Annotated in this window: 14 protein-coding genes; 6 read left to right on the top strand and 8 right to left on the bottom strand. The window is 42.2% G+C overall.

Annotated features, from left to right (window positions below):
• Positions 1 to 12: 12 nt before the first annotated feature.
• The 7 genes from BMW98_RS00675 to BMW98_RS00705 form a co-directional block, all read right to left on the bottom strand.
• Positions 13 to 1,026 (bottom strand): HAD family hydrolase, encoded by a 1,014-nt coding sequence (locus tag BMW98_RS00675; RefSeq protein WP_090256466.1) that lies wholly within the window; start codon positions 1,024 to 1,026, stop codon positions 13 to 15.
• 69 nt (positions 1,027 to 1,095) lie between these two features.
• The gene (locus tag BMW98_RS00680) at positions 1,096 to 2,616 is read right to left on the bottom strand and encodes an arylsulfatase (RefSeq protein WP_090258164.1); all 1,521 of its coding nucleotides are present in this window, start codon (positions 2,614 to 2,616) and stop codon (positions 1,096 to 1,098) included.
• A 348-nt stretch (positions 2,617 to 2,964) separates the two neighbouring features.
• Positions 2,965 to 4,512: an arylsulfatase gene (locus BMW98_RS00685; protein WP_222843590.1), complete on the bottom strand. Its 1,548-nt coding sequence runs from the start codon at positions 4,510 to 4,512 to the stop codon at positions 2,965 to 2,967.
• 358 nt (positions 4,513 to 4,870) lie between these two features.
• Complete coding sequence (locus BMW98_RS00690; protein WP_090258166.1) at positions 4,871 to 6,439, bottom strand: sulfatase-like hydrolase/transferase; 1,569 nt, start codon at positions 6,437 to 6,439, stop codon at positions 4,871 to 4,873.
• A gap of 303 nt (positions 6,440 to 6,742) precedes the next feature.
• Positions 6,743 to 7,306 (bottom strand): DUF4136 domain-containing protein, encoded by a 564-nt coding sequence (locus BMW98_RS00695; RefSeq protein ID WP_090256467.1) that lies wholly within the window; start codon positions 7,304 to 7,306, stop codon positions 6,743 to 6,745.
• Positions 7,307 to 7,510: 204 nt separating this feature from the next.
• The gene (locus BMW98_RS00700) at positions 7,511 to 9,868 is read right to left on the bottom strand and encodes an arylsulfatase (protein WP_090256468.1); all 2,358 of its coding nucleotides are present in this window, start codon (positions 9,866 to 9,868) and stop codon (positions 7,511 to 7,513) included.
• Positions 9,869 to 10,061: 193 nt separating this feature from the next.
• A complete protein-coding gene (locus tag BMW98_RS00705) occupies positions 10,062 to 11,438 on the bottom strand; it encodes a cystathionine beta-synthase (protein ID WP_090258167.1) in 1,377 nt (458 codons plus the stop codon).
• Positions 11,439 to 11,677: 239 nt separating this feature from the next.
• Between BMW98_RS00705 and dinB the strand changes: the two genes are divergently transcribed.
• The 5 genes from dinB (at position 11,678) to BMW98_RS00730 (ending at position 18,044) form a co-directional block, all read left to right on the top strand.
• Positions 11,678 to 12,889, top strand: coding sequence for a DNA polymerase IV (gene dinB / locus BMW98_RS00710; RefSeq protein ID WP_090256470.1), 1,212 nt, complete (start codon positions 11,678 to 11,680; stop codon positions 12,887 to 12,889).
• 20 nt (positions 12,890 to 12,909) lie between these two features.
• Positions 12,910 to 13,500, top strand: a complete 591-nt coding sequence (locus BMW98_RS00715; RefSeq protein ID WP_090256471.1) for a 2'-5' RNA ligase family protein — start codon at positions 12,910 to 12,912, stop codon at positions 13,498 to 13,500.
• An 8-nt stretch (positions 13,501 to 13,508) separates the two neighbouring features.
• Entirely contained in the window at positions 13,509 to 16,544 is a 3,036-nt protein-coding gene (locus BMW98_RS00720; protein ID WP_090256472.1) for a DNA polymerase III subunit alpha, read from the top strand.
• A 163-nt stretch (positions 16,545 to 16,707) separates the two neighbouring features.
• On the top strand, positions 16,708 to 17,298 hold the full coding sequence (locus BMW98_RS00725) for an RNA polymerase sigma factor (RefSeq protein WP_090256474.1): 591 nt from the start codon (positions 16,708 to 16,710) through the stop codon (positions 17,296 to 17,298).
• Positions 17,295 to 18,044 (top strand): hypothetical protein, encoded by a 750-nt coding sequence (locus tag BMW98_RS00730; RefSeq protein WP_090256475.1) that lies wholly within the window; start codon positions 17,295 to 17,297, stop codon positions 18,042 to 18,044. The genes BMW98_RS00725 and BMW98_RS00730 overlap by 4 nt, the downstream gene beginning before the upstream one ends.
• A 17-nt stretch (positions 18,045 to 18,061) precedes the next feature.
• Here BMW98_RS00730 and BMW98_RS00735 read toward each other — a convergent pair whose 3' ends face one another.
• Positions 18,062 to 21,118, bottom strand: coding sequence for a CHAT domain-containing protein (locus BMW98_RS00735; RefSeq protein ID WP_090256476.1), 3,057 nt, complete (start codon positions 21,116 to 21,118; stop codon positions 18,062 to 18,064).
• Positions 21,119 to 21,235: 117 nt separating this feature from the next.
• Here BMW98_RS00735 and BMW98_RS00740 point away from each other — a divergent pair, with 117 nt between their 5' ends.
• Positions 21,236 to 24,043 carry a T9SS type A sorting domain-containing protein gene (locus BMW98_RS00740; protein WP_090256477.1) on the top strand — a complete coding sequence of 936 codons (2,808 nt, stop codon included), beginning with the start codon at positions 21,236 to 21,238 and terminating at the stop codon, positions 24,041 to 24,043.
• The last annotated feature ends 26 nt before the right edge of the window (positions 24,044 to 24,069 follow it).

A 24,069-nucleotide genomic window follows, 5' to 3' on the forward strand; every position in this document is an offset into this window, starting at 1 on the left:
CTATTTTTTCAATTACTCATCAAAAGGAAAAACCTTTTTCCAATCGTTCTTCATATCTATTACCGTCCAGCCGAATTTCTGTGCATCATCGAGCCCTTTATTTAATTGACCGATATGTGACTCTCGATCATAAGCCCATTCACGTTCGGCATCGGTATGGTGTAGCAATAGGCCAAATCGTGGGTAACCTTTGGCCGTAGTAGTCCATTGGAGCATCTGGTAGTCTCCATCGGAATTACCGGATGCAAATACCGGCCGTTGCCCAATGTGTTGATAGATGCCAACTGGCTTCCCTTCCTTATCATCGATAAAGTTGAGTTCTTGAAGTTTCACTACGGAAGTGCTTCCATCTTCCGCCACTTCAAAACGAGCCTTATTAGAGCTACCCACCACCTGATATGGCGGAATACCATAGGCTTCTTCCACCCATACCCTCATAAAATCTACTCCTCCACCAGACACTATGAATGTCTTAAAATCATGGGCTCTTAGGTACTCCAAAAGCTCCACCATGGGTTGATAGATCATTTCGTTGTAGTGTTTACCGGTTTTTGGATGCGTAGCGGTATCAATCCAGTTTTTTACACTAGCTGCAAACTCATCATTCGACATGCCGCCATGTGTTGTCATTACGATTTGCAACAAAGCCTTTTCCCCTCCGGCCAAGGCAGCCTTAATATCACCCTCAAGCAAAGCCTTGTATGGTTGCTCGTTCTTCCATTCGGGATGCTCGGGAGCCATAGTTTTAATCTGATCTATGGCAAAAAGCAATTGAAAATAGACTGGCTGCTCGGCCCAAAGATTTCCATCATTATCGAACGTAGCAATCCGGTCTGCAACAGGAATAAAGTCAGCGCTACCTTCGGTGGTGGTTTTTGTTACAAAGTCCATGATAGCTCGCTTAGTAGCACCGTCATTCCAAGAGGACAAATATGTGACAGCAGGCTCTTTTATTGCTTCTTCTTTGGGAGAACAAGCGAAGAGCAGCAAGCCAGAAATTATTGCAAGCGTATATAGTTTTTTCATAATGATGGTGTAAAAAAATGGAGCAGCCGTTCGCGACTGCCACTCCACTTTATTGTTAATGAATTACTTCTAGTTTCTCGATGGTGACGTTAATTGTTGCACCACCTTATCTATAGACAAAGAGGAACCTTGAACCGGAGGATACTTTTCAAATGAAGACAAGAACTGGCCGGCATACTGCTGAGCCGGAACAAATAGCCACATATTATCTCCGTACCATCTAGTATACATACCAGACTCCCAAGAAACTTCATAAGGATCTGCCCTTAGGTTGATAGCCAAAGGCCAGCTTGGTGCCTTGCGATAAGCCGTGTTAATAGCACCTTCCATAATGGTGAAGTGAAGCTTCCAGTTACCGTATCTGATAGCGTTCATATTTCCACCCGCATCAAAATAGAAGATCTCCTTTCTTGGCGATTCGGCTACTTCTCCTTTAAAGAATGGCATTAGGTTGTACCCATCTAAGTGCACATTGAAGTTTTTGCCATTGGCTTGATAACCATTTAATAGCTTCTCTTTTACATTTGGTTCGCCCGCAGCGGCCACCAAAGTAGGCATCATATCTTCGTGCGAGAAAATGTCATTATAAACCGTTCCGGGATCGATAACACCTGGCCAACGAATGGCAGCAGGCACTCTAAACCCACCTTCCCAGGTTGTTCCTTTCTCGCCTCTAAACGGTGTAGATCCACCGTCAGGCCAAGTAAATTTTTCCGCACCATTATCAGTAGAGTACATTACAATGGTATTGTCTGTAATACCCAACTCATCAAGCTTATCTAACACACGGCCAACCGCTTTATCGTGCTCTACCATACCATCAGGATAAAGTCCAATGCCAGTAACTCCTTCACTTTCTTCTGACAGGTGCGTCCACACGTGCATACGCGTTGCGCTCAACCAAACAAAGAATGGCTTCCCGTCAGCATGTGCTTTTTCAATAAACTCTATGGCTGCTTTTTCGAACTCCTGATCAACAGTCTCCATTCTCTTGCTAGTCAATGGTCCTGTATCTTGAATTCTACCATCAGCAAATGAGTGCAACACGCCTCGTGGGCCGTATTTTTTTCTAAACTCAGGGTCTTTTGGGTAATAGTACCCTTCTGGCTCTTCTTCCGCATTTAGGTGATAAAGGTTCCCAAAGAATTCATCGAAACCATGATTTGTAGGCAGATGCTCATCGCGGTCGCCTAAGTGATTTTTACCAAACTGACCTGAAACATAACCTTGCGGCTTTAATAGCTCAGCGATTGTTGGCTGATTGTCTTTAATACCTTGCTCGGCACCAGGCATACCAATAGTCAAAAGACCTGTACGGAAAGGGTGTTGACCCAAAATAAATGCGGCACGACCTGCTGTACAAGATTGCTGCGCATACCAATCGGTAAATAAAGCGCCTTCTTCTGCAATTCGGTCAATATTTGGGGTTTCGTACCCCATCATACCTCTGTGGTTAAAGCCTACATTGCTCCAACCAATGTCGTCTCCCCAGATTACTAATATATTCGGCTTGTCTTGCGCCTGCCCATTCAGGGGGAGTAGCAGCGCGCAGAGCAATAAAAAGCCTAAAGTTGAAAGTTTGTTTTTCATAGTGATATAATTTGAATAAGGAATCGGTACCATCTAATTTTTTTCAACTCAGCAAACTGCCAATTGAAAACTTCCAACTTCGCTCTGACATAAATTCAATAGAAAATATCATAAAAACAAACAGAATAGTATCACCAGCTGTTTTACGATTACTTCAACAAACCATTAACATCACTCAACCCACTGAAAAACAGACACAAATACATCAAATAACAAAACAGACTAACACCACTAGAAATTACACATTATTGAATTATTCAGATTTTAAATAATGTATAACTCATGACACCTCTAAACTAAAAAGGCCAAACGGAGCTTCCGTTTGGCCTTTTAATATAACTACCTATTCTATTTACTACTCGGTGTAGATAATTGATCCAATACTTTGTCAAGACTGAAGCTAGCTGCTTTCATTCTTGGAGGGTAATCTTTAAATGTACCCAAGAAATTCGCTACAATATCCTGTGCAGGCACAAGCAAGAACGCGTGATCTAACCACCAATCGTAGTAAGTGTTAGATGTTACAGTTGCAAACTCATAAGGGTCTCTTCTGAGATTAAAAATCAATGGAGCTCTTAGCGGAGTAAACGGATTAGCCCAAACAGCCAATGTACCAGGGCTTCGTTGCTCCATAAAGATCAGCTTCCAGTCGTTGTACCTCAACGCTGTTAAATCCCCATCATCAGAAAAATAGAAAAGCTCTTTTCTAGGCCCCTTATCTACTTTACCAGTCAAGAAAGGCAAGAAGTTATACCCATCTAAATGCACTTTGAAATCTCTACCGTTGGCACTATAGCCCGACAATAGTTTTTGAGGAACATCGCCCTGACCTGCAGCAGCCAAGAAAGTAGGCATCCAGTCCATACCACTCATTACCTCATTACTTATAGAACCAGCCGCTATTTGACCAGGCCAACGCACCATTGCAGGTACTCTCCAGCCACCTTCCCAGTTGGTATTTTTCTCTCCTCTGAAAGGGTTCACGCCAGCATCTGGCCATGTATTTTTATGCGGCCCATTATCGGTAGAGTACATCACTATTGTATTGTCGGCAATACCAAGTTCATCAAGCAAGTCTAGGAACAAACCAATGTGCATATCGTGCTCTACCATTCCATCTCCGTACTCATTTTGGCCAGAGATTCCACGGTGTTCTTCCTTTACGTGTGTTCTAAAGTGCATTCTTGTACCATTCCACCACACAAAGAATGGCGTGTCGTTAGCCACAGCTTGGCGAATAAAATCCATTGCTGCCTTAGAAGACTCATCATCAATGGTTTCCATTCTCTTTTTAGACAATGGCCCCGTATCTTCTATTTTGCCATCGGCAGTACTGTGAATCACGCCTCTTGGGCCGTATTTTTTTCTAAAATTAGGGTACTCTTCTGCAGTTGGATAATCTGGCAATTCTGGCTCCTCTTCTGCATTTAAATGATAAAGGTTTCCGTAAAACTCATCAAAGCCATGGTTAGTTGGTAAATGCTCATCACGATCGCCTAAGTGGTTTTTTCCAAATTGACCAGTGGCATAACCTGCGGGCTTTAAAAGCTCTGCAATGGTTGGGTCTTTTTCGGAAATACCTTCTTTTGCGCCAGGCATCCCCACCTTACTTAGACCAGTACGGAATACACTTTGTCCAAGAATAAAAGTAGAACGACCAGCAGTACAGCTTTGCTCAGCATAATAGTCGGTAAAAATCATTCCCTCTTTGGCAATTCTGTCAATGTTTGGGGTGCGATACCCAACCATACCCATTGTGTAGGCACTGATATTAGACTGACCAATATCATCTCCCCAAAGCACAAGTATGTTTGGCTTGTCTTGTGCCTGGCTGTTCAGGGGCAGCAGCAGTGCACAGAGCATTAAAAAGCCTAGTGTTGAAAGTTTGTTTTTCATAGTGTTATTATTAATAAATAGAATTGGTACATGCTCACCTTTCAACTCAAGACTTCTTGATTGAAAACTTCCAACTTCACTAGCATATAAATACAATAGAAAACATCATAAAAACAAGCCAAATAATCTAATAACTTATTTTAACTGTCTTCCGCTCCTTAACCACCTCTTATAATTAATTGTTTAACAGCACTTAATAAAACATCACAATGAGCTATTCTTTGATGGCAGGAAAATCAAAAAACACCATAATTAATTTTTACAATATGTATTATTAATTATTCAATAACACCTGGATTAAAAAGACACAAAAAAGGCGACTAGTTAGTCGCCTTTTTTGTGTCTTACAGCCTATTTACTACTTCCCTTTCTGACCCTCAGTCAAAGACTGCATTACCTCATCCAAATTGAAAGAAGCTGGTCTTTGTCTAGGAGGAAATTCAACAAATGTCTGTATCATTTGCCCAGCGATAGCTTGACTAGAACCACCAGCGAACTGAATAATCCCTTCCATCCATTCATAATAGCTATTTGAATTGTGTTGCGCTCGTTCAAACGGATCCATCCGCAAATCGAAAACAAGCGGAATTCTTAATTGAACAAATGGGTACATCCAGACTCCAAATTTTGAGGACTGTTGCTCCATAAACACCAACTTCCATCTATCATAGCGCATGGCTACCAACTGACCATCATCATTCCAATAGAAGAATTCTCTTCTTGGCCAATTTGTAGCACCATATTGATCTTTAGTAACCTTAACCTCTTCTGTCAAATACGGTAAAAGGTTATAACCGTCAAGATGCACATTGTATGTAGTACCGTTAATTGAATGACCGTTCTTCAGCTTTTCCTTGATATTCGGCTCCCCAACAGCTGCCATCAAAGTTGGCATCCAGTCATTGCCAGCCACAATTTCGTTCACTACTGTACCTGCAGGAATTTTTCCTGGCCATTTAATAATAGCCGGCACTCTATAACCACCTTCCCAGTTGGTATTTTTCTCTCCTCTGAAGGGCGTAATACCACCATCAGGCCACATATTAAAGTGAGGGCCATTATCTGTAGTATAAATAACAATTGTATTATCAGCCACTCCTAAATCCTCTAGCTTCTGAAGAATGTCACCTACCTGGTCATCGTGCTGAACCATACCATCTGCATACTCTCCCAGACCTGTTCTTCCTGAGTAATTTTCTGGAACATGCGTAACGTAGTGCATTCTTGTGGTATTAAACCACACAAAGAAAGGCTTATCATCATCTACCGATCTCTGCATAAAATCCTTTGCAGCGCCTAAAAACTCCTGATCCACGGTTTCCATTCGCTTTTTTGTCAATGGCCCGGTATCCTCGATTTTACCATCTGCCGTGCTTCTCAGTACGCCTCTTGGCCCAAACTTCTTCCTAAAGTCAGGATTTTTCGGGTAGTATGGGTTTTCAGGTGTTTCCTCTGCATTTAAATGATAAAGGTTTCCGAAGAACTCATCGAAACCATGATTTGTCGGCAAAAACTCATCTTTATCACCCAAATGATTTTTACCAAACTGCCCCGTAGCATAACCATGAGGCTTAAGTAGCTCTGCCAAAGTCGGATCCTCTGGCTGTATTCCTAAGTCAGCCCCCGGAATACCCACCTTTGTCATCCCCGTTCTAACGGGCATTTGTCCGGTAATTAGTGCCGCTCTACCTGCTGTACAAGATTGCTCAGCATAGTAGTCGGTAAAAATCGCACCACCTGCAGCAAGCTTATCAATGTTTGGGGTTCTATAACCCATCATACCGCGGTTATTATAACTCAAATTCCAATAGCCAACGTCATCTCCCATAATTATCAAGATGTTCGGCTTTTCTTGTGCTTGGCTTTTCATTGGCAGCAACAGTGCGCCAATGAGCAAAAGCCCAAGTGCAGAAAACTTCTTTTTCATCATTTTATATTTTAAGTGTTTGTGCCAACTGTGAATGCCAGCCTAGTTAATTCATATTAAATTGAACAGATTTAAGGATATAAGCAATAGAAATAACAAAACTAAACAGCCAATTAATACAAAAAAAGAGAAACACAACTCTAAACAACTAGCTACATGACGCTTGTAAAGCAACGCTTGAATCACTCTTCAGGACTTATTAAAAAAATAGTGCCTTATTTTTTTTCAAGAGCCACCTTCTGCTGAACAGCGCATAAAGAAAAAGGAGGGCAAAACCCTCCTTAATCAACTCAACCAAAACAACTACTTAACCACTTCTATTGGAATTTGCTTAAACAACTTAGCAACTCTTCTCTGTATCCGCTTTTCGCGGTTTTTCGGATTTTCTTTTACAGTGCTGGAGATAACTCCTTGCCAGATCAACTCCTTCTCGTTATTATCGTACATATCAATAACTAGGGTACCTACTCTATAGTCATATTCAGTATACTGGGTAGTTGCAGTTAAAGGCATTGCTCCCCAGCCCCAACGGCCTCTGTAACCATAACCACCATTAAAGTTGGTGTAAGAAGACCTGCTCGTCTTGGTATCTACAACCGCGAACAATGTAACTACAGCATCAGCATTGTCTTCCTTATACCCCAAGCCCCATTTTTCCAGTTCAGCAGCAATTGCATTCTGTATTCTTTTCTGATCAATTTCATTGATTACATCCCCACTTTCTTGCTGCCATCCGGCAAACGAGTATGTTCTTATTTTTGAGAAGTCAGCCTCTTTGCTATAGTCACTTTTTACTTGTGCAAAACCGGTCAAACCGATCATTAACATCAACATGGCTAGTCCTAATCGTTTTGCTGTCTTTTTCATCGCTCATTACTTTTAAGTTGAACATTACTTTGGCACTATCCGTGTTATTCTTTTAACCTTCTTTAGTAGTGCCTTCTGACTAGTTAAACGGACATGTTTCAAGCAGGTAATGGTTCAAATCAAGTCAATAATTGCACATATTAGACACTAATAAAAAAACCCTCCAATGGAGAGCTTTCTCATTTATCCCTAGTTGACTCAGAGTCAATCATTCAACTTTATACTTACCTCATTAATTCTTCCAGCAAACTTGTAAGGTGCAGTGTAGTTTTTGGTTACTGGCGAACCACTGTCTTCTCCAATCCCAAAAGTATCTATACCATAGCGACCAGCCACTGTTTGGGCCACCTGAGCCTCGCCTACCTTCTCGTTGTTTAGGTACAGCGTGAAAAGCCCTCCTTTTCCAACACCACCACCATCATATGTAAAATCAATCTTTACGGATGCCATTCCATCAGGAAGCTTTTTCGATGATTTAATGGTAGTTACATCAGACTCGAAGAAGTTGTAAAGGAAAGTTGGATATCCATTCTGGACATAAAGCACATAACCAGCACCTAAACCGCCAAGCGCATTTATCACGCCATCCTTATGGTTGGCGTCCGTTTCCAAAAGCGCCTCCATCGTCCACGACTTGTTCTTAGTATTTGGTGCTGCAGTTTCAGGAATTCTTGTGGCTCCCTCATAAAAAGTAAACTCTTTCCGGTCTCCAAGCGGTGAGGGCTTAGGAACAGACAAGCGTTCAGCGCCACGGTCGTCTAATGGATAAACCTCATACTTTCTAGCCTCTTGATCAAAGATTGCCTTCAGTTCTTCTAGCTTTTCAGGGTATTTATCAGCCAGGTCTATGGCTTCAGAAAAATCCTCTTCAATATTATACAACTCCCAAACCTCATTTTCATAACCGGGAGCCACATCTTGCCGCCATGGCAAGGTATGCTGATGAGCTGCCACCCAACCATCATGATATATGGCACGATTGCTAAGCACTTCAAAATACTGAGTTGTTCTAATTTCTTGAGCATCGGCATCGGTAAAAGTCGAATAGAACGATTTGCCCGCAATAGGCTTTTGTTTTACACCATCAACATATGCCGGCATTTGGAGACCCGTAGCCTCAAGAATAGTTGGCACCACATCAATTGCGTGCAAAAACTGAGATCGCATGCCTCCTTTATCCTTAATCACCTTAGGCCAAGTAACAACCATTGGGTTTCTCGATCCACCAAAGTGAGAGGCCACCTGTTTTACCCATGGAAATGGCGTGTTTCCAGCAAAAGCCCAACCAATCGGAAAGTGCGGCTCGGTATCTGGCCCACCGATATCATCGGCTCGTTCTAAATTCTCTTCTATCGTACTCTGAATTCCATTAAGGGCCTTTATTTCATTCACCGTTCCATCTAAGCCACCTTCACTACTCGCTCCATTATCTCCAACTATATACATTACGAGGGTATTTTCAGCATCTGGTAAATCACCAATAGCGCGTAGCAGCCTGCCAACCTCATGGTCAGTAAAAGCAAAGTAACCAGCAAAATTCTCATAAAGCAGCGTATAAAACTCCTTCTGGTCATCATCTAGACTCTCCCAAAGAGGAACATTCTCGTTACGTGGCGAGAGTTGAGCATTCGCAGGAATTATACCCATCTCTTTTTGGCGGGCAAAAGTAATCTCTCGCTCCTTATCCCAGCCATGATCGAACTTGCCTTTAAATTTCTCTCTCCATTCCTTCGTGACATGATGAGGCGCATGCATAGCCCCAGGCGCATAATACATGAACACGGGTTTATCAGGAGAAATGGACTTTTGTAGTTTCATCCAATTAATGGCTTTATCGGTCATATCAGTCTGAAAGTGATACCCTTCTTCTGGCGTTTTTTCCGGCTCCACAGGCACCGTATTTTCGAATAGTACAGGATAAAACTGATGCGTTTCACCGGTATTAAAGCCATAGAAATAATCGAAACCCATAGCGGTTGGCCAACGATCAAACGGCCCTGCGGCACTAGTTTCCCAATCGGGCGTATTATGATTCTTTCCAAACCAAGCGGTATTAATTCCATTGTACTTCATAAGCTTGCCAATAGTAGCCGTACTTCTCGGAATCATCGTGTTGTAACTCGGGTACCCAGTAGCCCACTCCGCCAAAAACCCATTACCCGACTGGTGGTGGTTTCTACCCGTTAAAATAGCCGCACGCGTAGGACCACAAACGGCTGTCGTATGAAAACGATTATACCTCAACCCTTCTTGAGCAAGTGAATCAAGGTTAGGAGTTGGAATTGAACCACCAAATGTACTGGTCATCCCAAAACCGACATCATCCAAAAGAATTACAATTACATTGGGAGCTCCTTCAGGAGGCGATGGCATTTCTGGCCAATCCATCTCGGAAGTTGCGTACGTCTCCCCAATCTTGCCCTTAAACTCAGGATCGTCATATGGCAATTTCGAGGTACTACTATCGGTATTGCTACTTTGAACACATCCGACAAATAACAAGGAGGCAAAGAGCAGTAAAAAATTAATTGGCTTAAATGAGGTGAAGTTGGAAAATAGCATAGCGCATTTTTTATGTACAATCAAGGATTTCAAATTCTCTGTAGAACAGATCATCCAACTTCACCACCAATCAGACACAAATAAATATCGACATAATCATATTTCAACTCAAATATATTTGGCATCAATTTGCGAGGAGACACAAAAAAACCCTCCAGATGGAGGGTTTCAATATTATAATATGACTGACTACCTAGTTACTTGTAATAGCACTTAGCAGATCATGACGCGTGATAATGTGCACCTCGTCAGCTTCATCGCGCACCATTACGGCAGGGTTGTCTTTAGTGATTACCGAGGAAAGCACGTCCAACGTATTATCGGCCGATACAAACTGGAATGGCGCATCCATTACTTCTTCTACCGTTTTATCTTTTAATTCAGGATCGTCAATTAGGCCAGCCAACAGTTTAGTATCTGTCAAGCTACCCACAAACTCCTTTCCTGACGTTACTGGCAGCTGAGAAATACTATTACTCGTTAGCAGCTTGATTGCCTCGGCAACTTTAGCCGACTTATCAATGGTAGTAAGCTTACCATTTCCGTTTTGATATTTCAGAATATCCGATGCCGTATCAAAGCTTCTGTTCTCTACAAAACCGCGGGCTTTCATCCAGTCATCATTATAAATTTTACCTAAATAGCGCGTGCCATGGTCAGGTAAAATTATCACCATCACATCATCTTCTGAAAGGTTTTCTTTGGCATATTCCAAGGCTCCGGCAACAGCAGAACCACACGACCAACCGCAGAACAAACCTTCTTCTCGGGCAAGTCTTCTGGTCATAATCGCACCGTCCTTATCAGTAACCTTTACAAAATTATCAATCAGACTAAAGTCAACATTCTTAGGAAGAATGTCCTCTCCAATCCCTTCAGTTAAGTATGGATAAATCTCTTTTTCATCGAAAATGCCAGTCTCCTTATACTTTTTAAAAACCGAACCATAAGTATCAATTCCTACTGAAATAACCGCAGGGTTTTGTTCCTTAAGATATTTGGCTGTTCCACACATAGAACCACCAGTACCAACGCCAGCCGCATAATGGGTGATTTTACCTTCAGTGTCTTTCCATATTTCTGGCCCTGTAGTTTCATAGTGCGCCTTTGTATTGGAAAGGTTGTCGTATTGGTTCGGGTAGAAAGAATTAGCAATATCCTGATTCAACTTTTTAGCTACCGAATAATAAGATCTTGGATCTTCTGGCTCCACATTGGTAGGGCAAACAATTACCTCGGCTCCAACTGCCTTCAGAATATCAATTTTCTCTTGTGACTGCTTGTCGGCCAAAGTAAAAATACACTTATAACCCTTTGCAATAGCACCAAGCGCCAAGCCCATTCCGGTATTTCCAGAAGTACCTTCTATAATGGTTCCACCAGGCTTAAGAACACCTGCAGCTTCGGCATCTTCAATCATTTTTAGCGCCATTCGGTCCTTCATAGAATTACCTGGGTTAAAATATTCTACCTTAACCAGAATGGTACCTTTTATACCTTTATTAACTGAGTTTAGCTTTACTAATGGTGTGTTACCAATAGTCTCAATGATTGAATTGTAGTATTGCATTTCCTCTCTTTTAATTCTGAAAGCAAAGCTAACTTTTTTAACGAGTTGAATGAAATGCAAAAAGTCTTAAGCAAAACATTTACAAAAGCTTAACAATGTATTCCATACGCTATTAAGCCTCGCCTCAGATGAGACTTTAATCACTCTGTCGTTTGTTTCTAATTTTTTTACCATAAAACTAAATAAATTAGTAAACTAAAATAATTAGATTTGTATTCTAATCTGTAACAACCTAAACAGTGGAGAATACAATATTGCATCTCGATCTCGATACATTTTTTGTGTCGGTTGAGCGGCTGTACGACAGTCGCTTAGTGGGTAAACCCGTGCTTATTGGCGGGGTGTCTGACCGTGGTGTTGTGGCTTCGTGTAGCTATGAGGCCAGAACCTACGGTGTGCACTCTGCTATGCCTATGAAGCGCGCCAAAGAGCTTTGCCCCGATGCAATACAGATTAGAGGAAATGCTGGTAACTACACAAAGCACTCCGAAATGGTTACCGAAATTATTAAGGAGGCTGTTCCGCTTTACGAAAAAACCTCTATTGATGAGTTTTATGCCGATTTAACAGGAATGGACAAGTTTTTTAGCAGCTATCAGATGGCTAAAGAGCTTAGAATGAAAATCAGGAACCAAACAGGACTACCAATTTCCTTTGGGCTTTCAAAAAACAAAACCGTGTCGAAAGTGGCTACAGGAGAGGCCAAGCCCGACAATGAAATTAGGGTAGACTATGGCTGCGAAAAACCATTTTTGGCACCGCTTTCGGTAAGCAAAATCCCAATGGTTGGCCCCAAAACACAGCAAACACTCTATAGCCTTGGGGTAAAGCGCATTCAAACCATTCAGGAAATGCCCGTGGAATTGATGGAGAAGGTGCTGGGAAAAAATGGTGTAAGCATTTGGAAAAAGGCCAATGGGCTAGATAATTCTCCGGTAATTCCCTACAGCGAGCGCAAGTCTATTTCTACAGAAAGAACCTTTGACCGAGACACAATTGATGTGCACAAACTAAGGGGGATTTTGTTGGCCATGGCCGAAAACCTGGCTTTTCAGCTTAGGCGCGGACTTAAACTTACAGCTTGTGTAACAGTGAAAGTGCGCTATTCCGACTTCAACACTTATACCTTACAATCTCGGATTCCTTACACTTCGGCAGACCATGTATTGATTCCGAAAACAATGGAGCTTTTCGACAAACTGTATAACAAACGGCTATTGGTACGGCTGATTGGGGTGCGGTTTAGCCACCTAGTGGAGGGCGGTTTGCAAATCAACCTCTTCGATGATAATGAGGAAATCATCAACCTATACCATGCCATGGACAAAATCCGCGACAAGCATGGCGACCGTAGTGTACTGCGCGCTTTTGGTATGGAGGCCAAAACCATTAACAGGTTCAACCCTTTTAATGGAGAACCACCACCCTTGCTACCAAATAGGAGGAGGTAAGTGACATTAACAATATCGCTATGAGAATACCTTACAAGCTTTCGAAAGTGTATGATTACTTCATACTAATCAATTTACCCAGTTTTATAGACCACGAAATAGTTAAGGTTAAACGAGATTTTGGGAGAGTCAATGGGGAATATTTAAGCCTGGTATCTAAACCTCATATCTCAATGTTCAATTTTCCTCAGCCAAAGGAAAGGGAGCCGGAAATTTTAAGCCCCTTGTCTGATTTGTTACTGAAACAACCCGTCTTTCGGGTAGACTTAAGTGGTTATAACTTCTTCCCCGAGAATAACACCTTTTATATTTCAATCAGTAATCAGGTTTCATTAAAGGAGTTATACCGAAAAATAATCTTGCAATTGCATCTATTGCTAATTCCTAGAGGATTTCTTCGAAGCAACTTCACACCTCATATCACCATAGGTAGAAAGCTTTCGAATAAACAGTTTCAAAATGCTTTGGCAGAATACAATCATAAACCGTTTGAAGAAAGTTTTGAGTTGAGTTATGTCACTGTGCTTCGAAGAGAATATCCATGGTCTTCATGGCAACTAATTCGTGAACTGCCATTGAAGCAGAAGGAAAATGGTTTATTCACAGCATAAAGGTCATAATGTATCTCAACTCCCACTCATATTACAGCTTTAAGTATGGTACTCTAAGAACTGCCGATTTGCTTGGATTAATGCAGCAAGTAGGAGCAAGTACCTTTGCCCTAACCGATATAAATAGCACCGCGGCCAGTATCAACTTTGTGCGAATGGCTCCTAAATATGGCATAAAGCCCGTTTTGGGAATTGACTTTAGAAATGGCGCTGACCAACTTTTTGTGGCTATTGCTCAGAATAATGAAGGCTTTAAAGAGCTGAACGACTACCTCTCCAATTTTCTACATACCAAAACAAAGATCCCCGCACGGGCACCCGATTTCAACCATGCTTTTGTGATTTATCCCTTTGCTAAATACACTGGTTTTGAATTAAAAGAAACCGAATACATTGGAGTAAAACCCCAAAACCTGATCAAGCTTATTTATCCGCCTTATCAAATGGACAAGCGTAAATTGGTAGCCTTGCCAACAGCTACATTTCGCAGCAAAGTTGATGACAACACGAACGAGCGGGTGGTGTTAAAACGCGACTTTAATGCGCACCGCTTACTGCGCGCTATCGACAAGAACACACTACTCAGCAAACTGTCCAAAAACGAAGAAGCTGATCCGGGAGACTTCATTTATCCGGTTGATGAATTGAAAGATGTTTATTCAGCGTATCCATACATGCTCGAACAAGCAGAAAATTTATTGAACCAGTGCCACATCCATTTCGATTTTGAAGGCGAGCACCTCAATAAAAACCTAAAAAATTATTGCGACTCGCCCGAGCAAGACTACCAATTACTTGAATCGCTTTGCGAAAAGGGGCTACCCTATCGCTACCCTAAACCTTCCGATAAAATTAGGGCGCGAATTAAAACAGAGCTTGACGTAATTAAGCAACAGGGCTTTATGTCGTATTTTCTTATTAACTGGAAAATTTGTGCCTACGCCCGTAGCCAAGGCTACTTTTATGTAGGGCGTGGCAGTGGCGCCAATAGTGTGGTAGCCTACCTGCTGCGCATCACCGATGTAGATCCGATTGAACTCGATCTTTACTTTGAGCGATTCATCAATCTTTACCGCCAAAATCCACCCGATTTCGATATTGATTTTTCGTGGAAGGACAGGGAAGATATTACTCGTTTTATCTTCGAAGAGTTTAGCACAGGCATGGGCAAACAAGGCAATGTTGCGCTACTAGCTACTTACAGCACCTTTCAGTTTAGAGCGGTAATTCGCGAGCTGGGCAAAGTGCTTGGACTGCCTCCCCACGAAATCGATCATATTCAATCGACTAAGTATGAGGATCTAGACGACACCCAAAAATTGGTACTTCGCTACGGGCAATACATAGAAGGTTTCCCGAGCCACCTGAGCATACATGCAGGCGGGATACTGATTTCCGAAAAGCCAATCCACTACTACACGGCTACTGATCTTCCGCCCAAAAACTTTCCAACCACCCATTTCGATATGGTTGTGGCCGAAGATATTGGCTTGTATAAGTTCGACATTCTAAGTCAGCGGGGTTTGGGTAAAATAAAAGATTGCCTAGAAGTGGTGCAGAAAAACCACCCCAACCATCCACCAATCGACATTCACGATATTCCAAAGTTTAAGCGCGATGAATGCATAAAAAGTATGTTGAAGGAAGGCGAGGCCATTGGCTGTTTTTATGTGGAATCGCCCGCCATGCGTATGCTGCTCAAAAAGCTGCGCGTTGACGAGTATTTGGGCTTGGTAGCCGCTAGTTCGGTCATTCGGCCGGGAGTGGCGCAGTCGGGCATGATGCGCCAGTACATTCTCCGTTTTCGCCAGCCCGAAAAGCGAAACGAAGCCCATCCAAAGCTGCGCGAAATTATGCCTGAAACCTATGGCGTAATGGTTTATCAAGAAGATGTAATTAAAGTAGCCCACTACTTTGCAGGCCTCACCTTAGCCGAGGCTGATGTATTGCGCAGGGGTATGTCGGGCAAATACCGGTCGCGCGAGGAATTTCAAAAAGTGAAGGACAAGTTTTTTCAAAACTGTAAAAACTTGGGGCATACGCTAGCCCTTTCACTCGATATTTGGCGACAAATAGAAAGCTTTGCGGGTTATGCATTTGCCAAAGGTCACTCGGCCAGTTATGCTGTAGAAAGCTATCAGAGTTTGTACTTAAAGGCCTATTACCCGCTGGAATACATGGTGGCTACCATTAATAATGGCGGAGGTTTTTATAGAGTGGAGCTATATGCACACGAAGCATTTATGCATGGTGCCGATGTACAAGCGCCATGTGTAAATTATAGCGAGTACCTATGCACAATTTACGGCCGAACCATTTTTATGGGCATGGGTTTTATTGGAGAGCTGGAGCAACATACGGCCAATACTATTCTTAATGAAAGAAACGAAAACGGCATGTTTGTAAGCTTCGATAATTTTATGAAGCGCGTACCTATTTCGCTCGATCAATTGAGTCTGTTGATACGCATTGATGCCTTTCGTTTTACAGGCTTGGGCAAGAAGGAGCTGCTTTGGGAGGCGCATTTCAGGCTAGGCAATAGCAAAAAATCTAAGCCAGAACGCCTACTCTTCGACCCTGAAGTAAAGCGCTTCCGCATACCCAAACTAAGCTACGATAGGCTGGAAGATGCCTTCGACCAGATTGACTTGCTGGGCTTTCCGCTTTGCAACCCTTTTGATTTACTGAAGGAACAACCTGAACAAGAAGTAAAGGCACGGGAAATGGCTCAGTATAAAAACAACGAGGTGTGTATGGTGGGCTATTTGGTGCATATAAAAAACACCAATACGGCTAAAGGTAAGCGCATGCAATTTGGCACTTGGCTCGATCGTGAAGGGCGCTTTATTGACACTACACACTTTCCGCCCGTAGCTGCGCGCTATCCCTTTATGGGGAAAGGTATTTATGAATTGCGTGGTAAAATTGTGGAGGAATTCGATTTCCTAAGCCTCGAAATGATTTCCATGCGCAAGCTGCAGTATGTACATGATCCGCGCTTAGCCGAAGAACCCCGCCACGCAACTATGGGTGTTTCGGGCTAAGAACCCTATCCTTACAGCTATGAGCTGAGCTCCTAAGGTTAAACCGCAGTAAACCTCCCTCGAAAAGTTTTAAGGTCTTTCACCCACAATTAACGGTGATAGATTAAATTGTAACATCAGTGTTCACATTTTACCAATAAAGGATATTAAGAAGTAGCAATTTATGGCTGAAACACGCGGAGGTTCTTCAGCGAACCTGTCAGATGGGAATGAGGTGATTGAACGAATCTGCAAAGGAGATCAGTCAGTCATATCTGCTATTTACAGACAGCTTCGCCCTGAGTTTTTGAGCTGGGCTGCTGTTCGCTTTAGGGTAGATCAGGACAAAATTGTCGATGTCTTTCAAGAATCGGTGATTATTTTCTACCGAAACGTGGCAAAAGGGAAGCTGACAGAATTAAATATTTCAGTAAAAACATACCTCTTTGCCATTGGTAAGAATTTGCTGCTAAAAACAATAAGAGACGAAAAAGTACAGCTCGACATAGATGAACTGCCTGCAGAGACTTTTAAAGATTGGGAGTTGGAAAAAGCATACGAAGAGAGCCACAGGAAACAACTATTGTCGAATGCTCTAGATGCATTGGGGCCACCTTGCAAGCAGATAATTCTGATGTTTTATTATCGTGAATTTTCAATGGAGGCTATTCAGGAACAGCTGGAATATAAAAGCGAAGCTGTAGCCAGAACACAAAAAAAACGCTGCATGCAATACTTAAGAGAGGTGCTCAACACAAAGGACAAAAAACAGTGAACGAGAGAGACTATCAACTTATAGAGGATTATCTGAACGGAAGCTTGGGTGCTTCGGAAACGGCTGAAGTTGAAGCGCGTTTATTGCAAGACACTGTCTTTGCCGAAGCACTAGCACAGCAGCAAGATTTGCTTGCCGTGGTAGATAAAAAAGTGGAGGATAATTTAAGAATGCTTTTAGCCGAAGAAGAAGCTAAGTTGAGCAACACTGCAACTTCACCAACCATTTCCATTAGCAAGTGGCTTAGTGTGGCAGCAGCTGTGCTTCTATTAGCTACGGCTAGCTGGCTTTTCTTTAGGACGGGTTCGAGCCCTAGTGGGCCAACACTGTTTACGGAAAATTTTACAGCCTACACCAATATTATTGCGCCAAACCGTAGGGGCGAAAATGATGAAAGTCTCCTGAGCTTGGCTTTTCTAGCATATGATAATAAGCAATACAAAAAAGCCATTACTGACTTTGAAGTACTAAAAAGCGATACCCTAAAAAGTGAACTTACTTTTTACATAGGGGTAAGTTACCTAGCAATGGATGAAATAGAAAAGGGTATAATTACCTTAAAAGATGAGGCAGTTGATAACAAGTTTGCCATGGAAAAGCAGTGGTATTTGGCGCTCGCCCATCTAAAGAAAAAGGACATTGGCGCAGCAAAGATTGCATTGAATAATGCTTTACGGCTTTCTACAGATCCAGTACTTGGTAGAAAAGTATCTGAACTACTAGATGAGATAAAATCCATTGAGTGATAATTGTATCCTTACCCTTATTTCAACTGCCTTTTTCGCCACAAAACAGTCCCGCTTAACAAGACGAGTACCGCCAACGCAACTAACCACAAGTTAAAATTACCCGCCTTTGCAATGGCGTTTTCGTTACCCGATAGTACAAACCCAGCCCAGTAAAAGGGATGTGTCATCCGGTCGTTGTTAGCATATTTCAGGTATTCAATTTTTGCCGAATGAAGTGCCGCTGTTTTAGATTTTTCAGCCATTATGCCCTTATAAAAATTGTTCATCAGCGTTTTGGTTTCCTTATCAGGAACCATCCAAAGGCTCATTAAAGTTGCTGGGCAGCCTGCAGCCGTAAAAGCCTGAGAGAGACTGAGCACTCCTTCGCCAGGGAGTAAGCGGCCGTAGCCAGTATTGCATGCGCTGAGCACCACCAGTTCGGCATTGAAATTTTGATGAAAAAGCTCCGAAACACTCAATTGTTCCTCGTCATTTTCAACCTCTGGCGTGAAGAGAAAACTAGAGTACATCGGCTGATCGTTATTGATAGTACTGTGCATAGCTAAATGCATCACTTTATAGTTTTTACCTGCCTCTAAAAGTGCTGACTTTGTAGCTTTTTCTCCTGTATAAAGGTCACCGCCCAATAGTTCTGAGAGTTCCTCAACCTCTTCTTGTGCCCCGGGAAGTATAGAGACCCACTCCTTGTATATGTTATAATTGGCCGCTTGTGTTTGAGAATATTCCGGAGCAAAACCTGCCCAAAATTGACCTGCCATATGCTCAGGTTCGCTGAGTTGTTTATTCCATAGAGTGGCTGAATAAGCGTAATGAACACTAAATTTGTGCAGTAAGTATGACAAGCCAGAAAAGCTGTTCTCCACTTTTTGCTGGGTCACTAAGGTTTCAAACGGAATAGTACTGATTTCCTTATCGGGAATGATTAGCAGATCCTTATGCTCTTGTAGCTGTTTTGAAACAGGGGCAACTAGTGATTGGTGAAGCGCAAATGCTGCATTACTATACTCCATTGGAGTTGATGCCGGATTTAACAACAACTCACGATATTGTGCTATTTGAGCTCTTACAGCAGCTGCATTTTCGAATTGTCGCGCAACAATGTCTTGTTGCGTAATTGTGTAGATAAAGAAGAGGTCTTCGTGAAGAGAATAAACTAAGGCAGCGGTTTCTTTACCAAGTTGTTGCTGAATTTCGGTTAGGCCTACAGGAGTTACATTTCGTTTTAACTCGTAATATTTAGGAAACCCTTCTTTAAGCTGCACCTCAAAAACTTGGTTATCCTTCCGCAATTGAAAAAGCTCGTTATAAGCATTTCTCAGTGCGGTGCTATCGGCTTCTTCCTTCTGGCTTTCCTTAAAAATACTCCTCTCTACACTTGCAATACGCTTTTTTAAATCTCTATCTCGTTCATAAATATCTTCTGGTAATTCGGCTAGTGTGCGCACTTCTTGGTCATTAAAGTATAGCAGCGTTTTGTTAATTTTGGCTTGTTCAGACACTTTGAATGCACTCACGCCAAATTTCTTTTGACCAGTAGTTTCTAAAAGGTCCAGCAAAATAGACTGCTGAATAGACATGGCTCTGTCGAAGCCTCTTTTGTAAAATAATGAAGCGTACTCAGTTTCTCCCACCTCCTCAAAATGAGCTACTGCTTGTTCAATATTTTGGCGTGCCACTTGCAGAATTTGTTCAGCCTCGTTCGGTTTTTGCTTGGCTAGTTGTTTCAAGTAGAGTGCGTGGTTGCTCAATAGTGTTGCAGAATTGCTTTGCAGCGACTGTTCATTTCTATTAAATACCCGAATGATTGTATCGGGCGCTAGGCTTTTGTTTCCATCCGCATCGTATCTCAGCGAAAACAGATTATACAGCAATGCATTTTCGTAATCGCCTTGTGCATCGTAAGTCTTGGACAAGGAGTAGGTTACATAGCCAAACATATAGTCGTTTGGGTTGGCTGTACGCGGTAAAATTCTAAGAAGTTCGGTTACGGCCTTTTCGTGTTGTCCTTTGTATCTGAAAATGTTTGCCTGCGCAGTAAGGTAGCGGGTTTGCCAAGTTGGGTGATGCTTCATTGTTGGCACATCGTAAGCGGCCTGGTAGTAATATTGAGCTGAATCGTAGTGTTCCATGGCCTCATGAGATTGCGCAATTAATGAGTAAGTGGATGCTAAGTCGTACTGGTAATCAAAGCCGGTTTCCTTTTGAGAACCAGCAAGTGGTTTTAATAGTTTTACACCTATATGGTAAAAACGTAAGGCCTCTTTGTAATTTTCGAATGAAGAATGTTTACTGGCAATTTCTATGTAAGACCTAAAGGGATTTGTGCCCTGCTTTATCTTCATATCAAGCGCCTTTTGTAGGTAACTCAAGCTTTCATCGGTATCTAAATAAGCTCCTAGATTTTCGTAGCCAACAATTAGGTAATCAGGGTTTTGTTCGGCTACTCGCTCCCAATTTTCCACTGCCTTTTTGAAGTGAAAAGTAGCCTTGCGATGGAATTCTCGATGACGATAATTTGTCGCAAGATTGTTGTGTATCAATCCAATATCGGCAAATGCATTGGGAGAATTTTCGTAATAAAGTGCCAAGGATTTTTCTAGGTAGTAAAAGAGACTATCAGAATTTCCCGCACCACCATGAAGCTCACCAAGATTGTAAAGTGCATCTATGGTGTGTTTGTTTTTCTCGCCCAAATGCTTTGCATATAGCCTCACCGCTTGGTGGTTATGGTCAATTGCCGCCTCAAATTCGCCCTTATATCCCAACACCATACTGTATTGGTTTTCGAGCATTGCAATAAGCGTATCGGGCAGGCTCAGTTTTAGTGTCTCAGTTAGCAGCATTTCAGCCTCACCTAGATTTTCTGACGCTAGCAATTCCGAAACTTTTCGACTGTTGACCATGGCCCTTTCCAAATTGTCGCTTTGTGCACTTGCCCCAAGTGTAGTGCAAAGCATGTATACAAACACCCAAAGTTTGAGCGATTTAGAAAACAGTGAAATGTTCATTGAAGTGGTTTGAAAGCCTATTCCATCAACAATATAAAAGGCAAAACGCAGAGCGTGAGGCATTTTTTAAAAAAGTTTCACCACTGTTCACATCTACTTTTCTCATGGTATTAACCCATGATTCATTGGGTTCGGATGGTACTCAGTTGATCAAAATTTTGAAAAACTAAACCAACTTCTATGAGAAAAAATCTACTCATTTTATTACTGCTTGGCTTTGGTACTCATGTTTGGGCACAGCAGTTTACGCAAACCATATCTTTCCTTGGTACGGGAGAAGATAGCCGACTTAAAGGCTTTGGTTCGGAGCTTTCCATGTATGGAGATTATTTGGTAGCCAGTGCACCAGAATACATCAATGACAACGGCTTACGCAGATATGATGACATCTTTTATGTATTCAAACACACCAATGGCAACTGGGCCGAAGTAAGTAAACTGGAGCCACCAACTGGACACACCTTTGATGAAGCCACAGGCCAAGCCATTATAGGCAAGGATTTTATAGTGATTGCAAGGGAACCAAATGGCGGAAACATGGACACTTCATTGGCATTCTTATACCAAAAGCAGACCGATGATAGTTGGCAATTTCATAGCATGTTGCCAGAAATTAGTAGAACTGGCATTGACAATGTTTCAATGGATTTTACGGGGGACCATTTGGCTCTGTTTGTCAATAGCGATTCTGGTTATGAATTGATTGTGTTTGATGTTTATGGCGTTGACGGCACCATTGATTGGGGCATTAGAGCAACCTTAGATTTGGGAACAGTAACCACAATAGAAAATGAAAGCGGAGGGCCAATTGGCCGGGGCGATATATTCAAACATAAAAATGAGTTTAGTGCTAGTGGTTTTGCCGGGCCTGCCATTGCCATGGACGACAAATCAATTGTGATTGGTTGGGATCAGTCATCGGTAGAATACAGTTATGTAACCCTCAACGTAAACGTTTACACCTATTCCAGCTATAGCCCCAGAGAGGTTCAGGCAGGGAAATTGGATATATATAAGCTAAAAGGGGCAACGGAAATTGAGCACAAACAAACGCTTTTACATACAGGCTACGATGATTTTCACCAGCTTGGTTACCAAGTAGATATTTTTGGGAATACTGTTTTTGCCACTATGGAAGGCGGACCGAATTCTGACCGAAAAGTCTACGTTTTTGAGGTAGAAAGTGATGGTATTTGGTCGCAAGCTAAAGTCTTAGCACCGGCCGATTTGAGCGGAAATCACAAGTATGGAGACAATATACTGGTTAATGGAGACAAGGCTTTTGTTGCTGCACCGGGGCAGACATATACCGAAAGTTCCGTAAATGCATCTGGTGTTGTTTACGCTTATGAGAGAAGTGAGCATGGTGATTGGCAGGAAATACAGACTATCAAAGGCGAGGTAATTCCACCCAAAAATGGTTTTGCCGGTGTTGGCCCTGCTGCTTTTGGAACGGGCCTAGCTTACACCGAAAACCTGCTTTTGGTAGGAGCTCCCAGTACTAGCAATAGCTATTTTAATGATGCTGGCAGAGGAGAGGTTTATGCGTTTGGCTCATGCGAGGCACAAACCTACGAAGTGTCAGAATCCGTTTGTCTGGACGATGGCAACTATGAATTCGGAGGTCAATATTATTCTGAATCAGGAACCTATACCCACACTTTTCAGTCGGCTTTGGGTTGCGATAGTACTGTGGTGTTAAGTCTTACCATAAACCCATCTGATTTTGTAATGCTTGAAGATATCAATTTACGGGTGGGCAATTCCATAGACTTTGGTGGACAAACAATTACTGAAACCGGAGAATACGAGCTTATGCTGCAAAATCAGTATGGCTGCGACTCTACCATAGTTCAACCGGTAATCGTTTCGAATGATGATTTTGTAGGCCTTGGCGATGTGGAAATATGCGAAGGCACTGAGTATATTTTTGGTGATCAAACATTAACCGAATCGGGTTCGTATCGGCTCGATTTGAAAAACGAAATTGGTGGAGATTCTATAGTAACAGTAAATCTCATTGTTAGAGAAACCGATTTGGTTGTGCTAGATGCAGTAGAAATTTGTGAAGGAACGGATTATCAATTCGGAGGACAAACCATTACCCAATCTGGCGATTACGAGCAATTGCTAACCAATCAATATGGTTGCGATTCATTGGTAACTGTTAATGTAAAAGTAAATACGCCTGACTTTGTAGTGCTAGATGAACAAGACCTTTGTGAAGGCGCTATTTACCAGTTCGGTGAAACAGAGATTACCCAAACAGGCATGTATCAGCTCTTTTTAGAGAATCAGGCAGGCTGCGATTCTACGGTTCAGGTACAAGTAAACTTCCACACTCCTGATGTTGTAAACCTTAACGCTGTTGATATATGCGAGGGAGAAACATTCACACTGGGCGATCAATCATTAAGCACCTCTGGTGATTATCAAGCAATTTTAGTCAATCAATATGGCTGTGATTCTACCGTAAATGTGTCCTTGAACGTACTGGACAAGCCCAACCCAAGCATAACGCTCGATGAGTCCAACAAAGACGAGCCAACCCTTAGAGCAGAACCAGAGAATGCCATTTATCAGTGGATTGATTGTGCTACAGGGCAGGCAGTTGCTGGTGCCACGGGCATCACTTTTAAGCCAACGGTTTTTGGTGATTACGCAGTAGACGTAACCGTAAATGGATGTACAGCGCGTTCTCAATGTTTCAGTTTACAAGTACTGAGTGCCGAAGAAGAGATTGAAATAAGCGATAGGATTTCTGTTTTTCCTAACCCAGCACAAGACATATTCCAGGTAGAACTGCCTACAGTCTATCAACATGTAAAAGCAACCATTTATAATACCCAAGGCGTAGTGCAAAGCACAGCTACATTCACTAATCAACATGCCTTTGAACTGAGTCTAGCGGCTCTTCCACAAGGCATTTATACACTCCGAATAATAGCTGATGAAGACCAAGGCACCAAGCGAATTCTTAAGCAATAGAGTTAGGGATAGCCAATTTTAAAAGT

The organism is Roseivirga pacifica (assembly GCF_900111145.1).
GTDB lineage: Bacteria > Bacteroidota > Bacteroidia > Cytophagales > Cyclobacteriaceae > Roseivirga > Roseivirga pacifica.

What these genes read in the sequence shown, in the direction of transcription:
- BMW98_RS00675 (WP_090256466.1), bottom strand. Translation starts at nt 1,026, where the DNA reads ATGAAAAAACTATATACGCTTGCAATAATTTCTGGCTTGCTGCTCTTC.
- BMW98_RS00680 (WP_090258164.1), bottom strand. Translation starts at nt 2,616, where the DNA reads ATGAAAAACAAACTTTCAACTTTAGGCTTTTTATTGCTCTGCGCGCTG.
- BMW98_RS00685 (WP_222843590.1), bottom strand. Translation starts at nt 4,512, where the DNA reads ATGAAAAACAAACTTTCAACACTAGGCTTTTTAATGCTCTGTGCACTG.
- BMW98_RS00690 (WP_090258166.1), bottom strand. Translation starts at nt 6,439, where the DNA reads ATGAAAAAGAAGTTTTCTGCACTTGGGCTTTTGCTCATTGGCGCACTG.
- BMW98_RS00695 (WP_090256467.1), bottom strand. Translation starts at nt 7,306, where the DNA reads ATGAAAAAGACAGCAAAACGATTAGGACTAGCCATGTTGATGTTAATG.
- BMW98_RS00700 (WP_090256468.1), bottom strand. Translation starts at nt 9,868, where the DNA reads ATGCTATTTTCCAACTTCACCTCATTTAAGCCAATTAATTTTTTACTG.
- BMW98_RS00705 (WP_090258167.1), bottom strand. Translation starts at nt 11,438, where the DNA reads ATGCAATACTACAATTCAATCATTGAGACTATTGGTAACACACCATTA.
- BMW98_RS00715 (WP_090256471.1), top strand. Translation starts at nt 12,910, where the DNA reads ATGAGAATACCTTACAAGCTTTCGAAAGTGTATGATTACTTCATACTA.
- BMW98_RS00720 (WP_090256472.1), top strand. Translation starts at nt 13,509, where the DNA reads ATGTATCTCAACTCCCACTCATATTACAGCTTTAAGTATGGTACTCTA.
- BMW98_RS00725 (WP_090256474.1), top strand. Translation starts at nt 16,708, where the DNA reads ATGGCTGAAACACGCGGAGGTTCTTCAGCGAACCTGTCAGATGGGAAT.
- BMW98_RS00735 (WP_090256476.1), bottom strand. Translation starts at nt 21,118, where the DNA reads ATGCCTCACGCTCTGCGTTTTGCCTTTTATATTGTTGATGGAATAGGC.
- BMW98_RS00740 (WP_090256477.1), top strand. Translation starts at nt 21,236, where the DNA reads ATGAGAAAAAATCTACTCATTTTATTACTGCTTGGCTTTGGTACTCAT.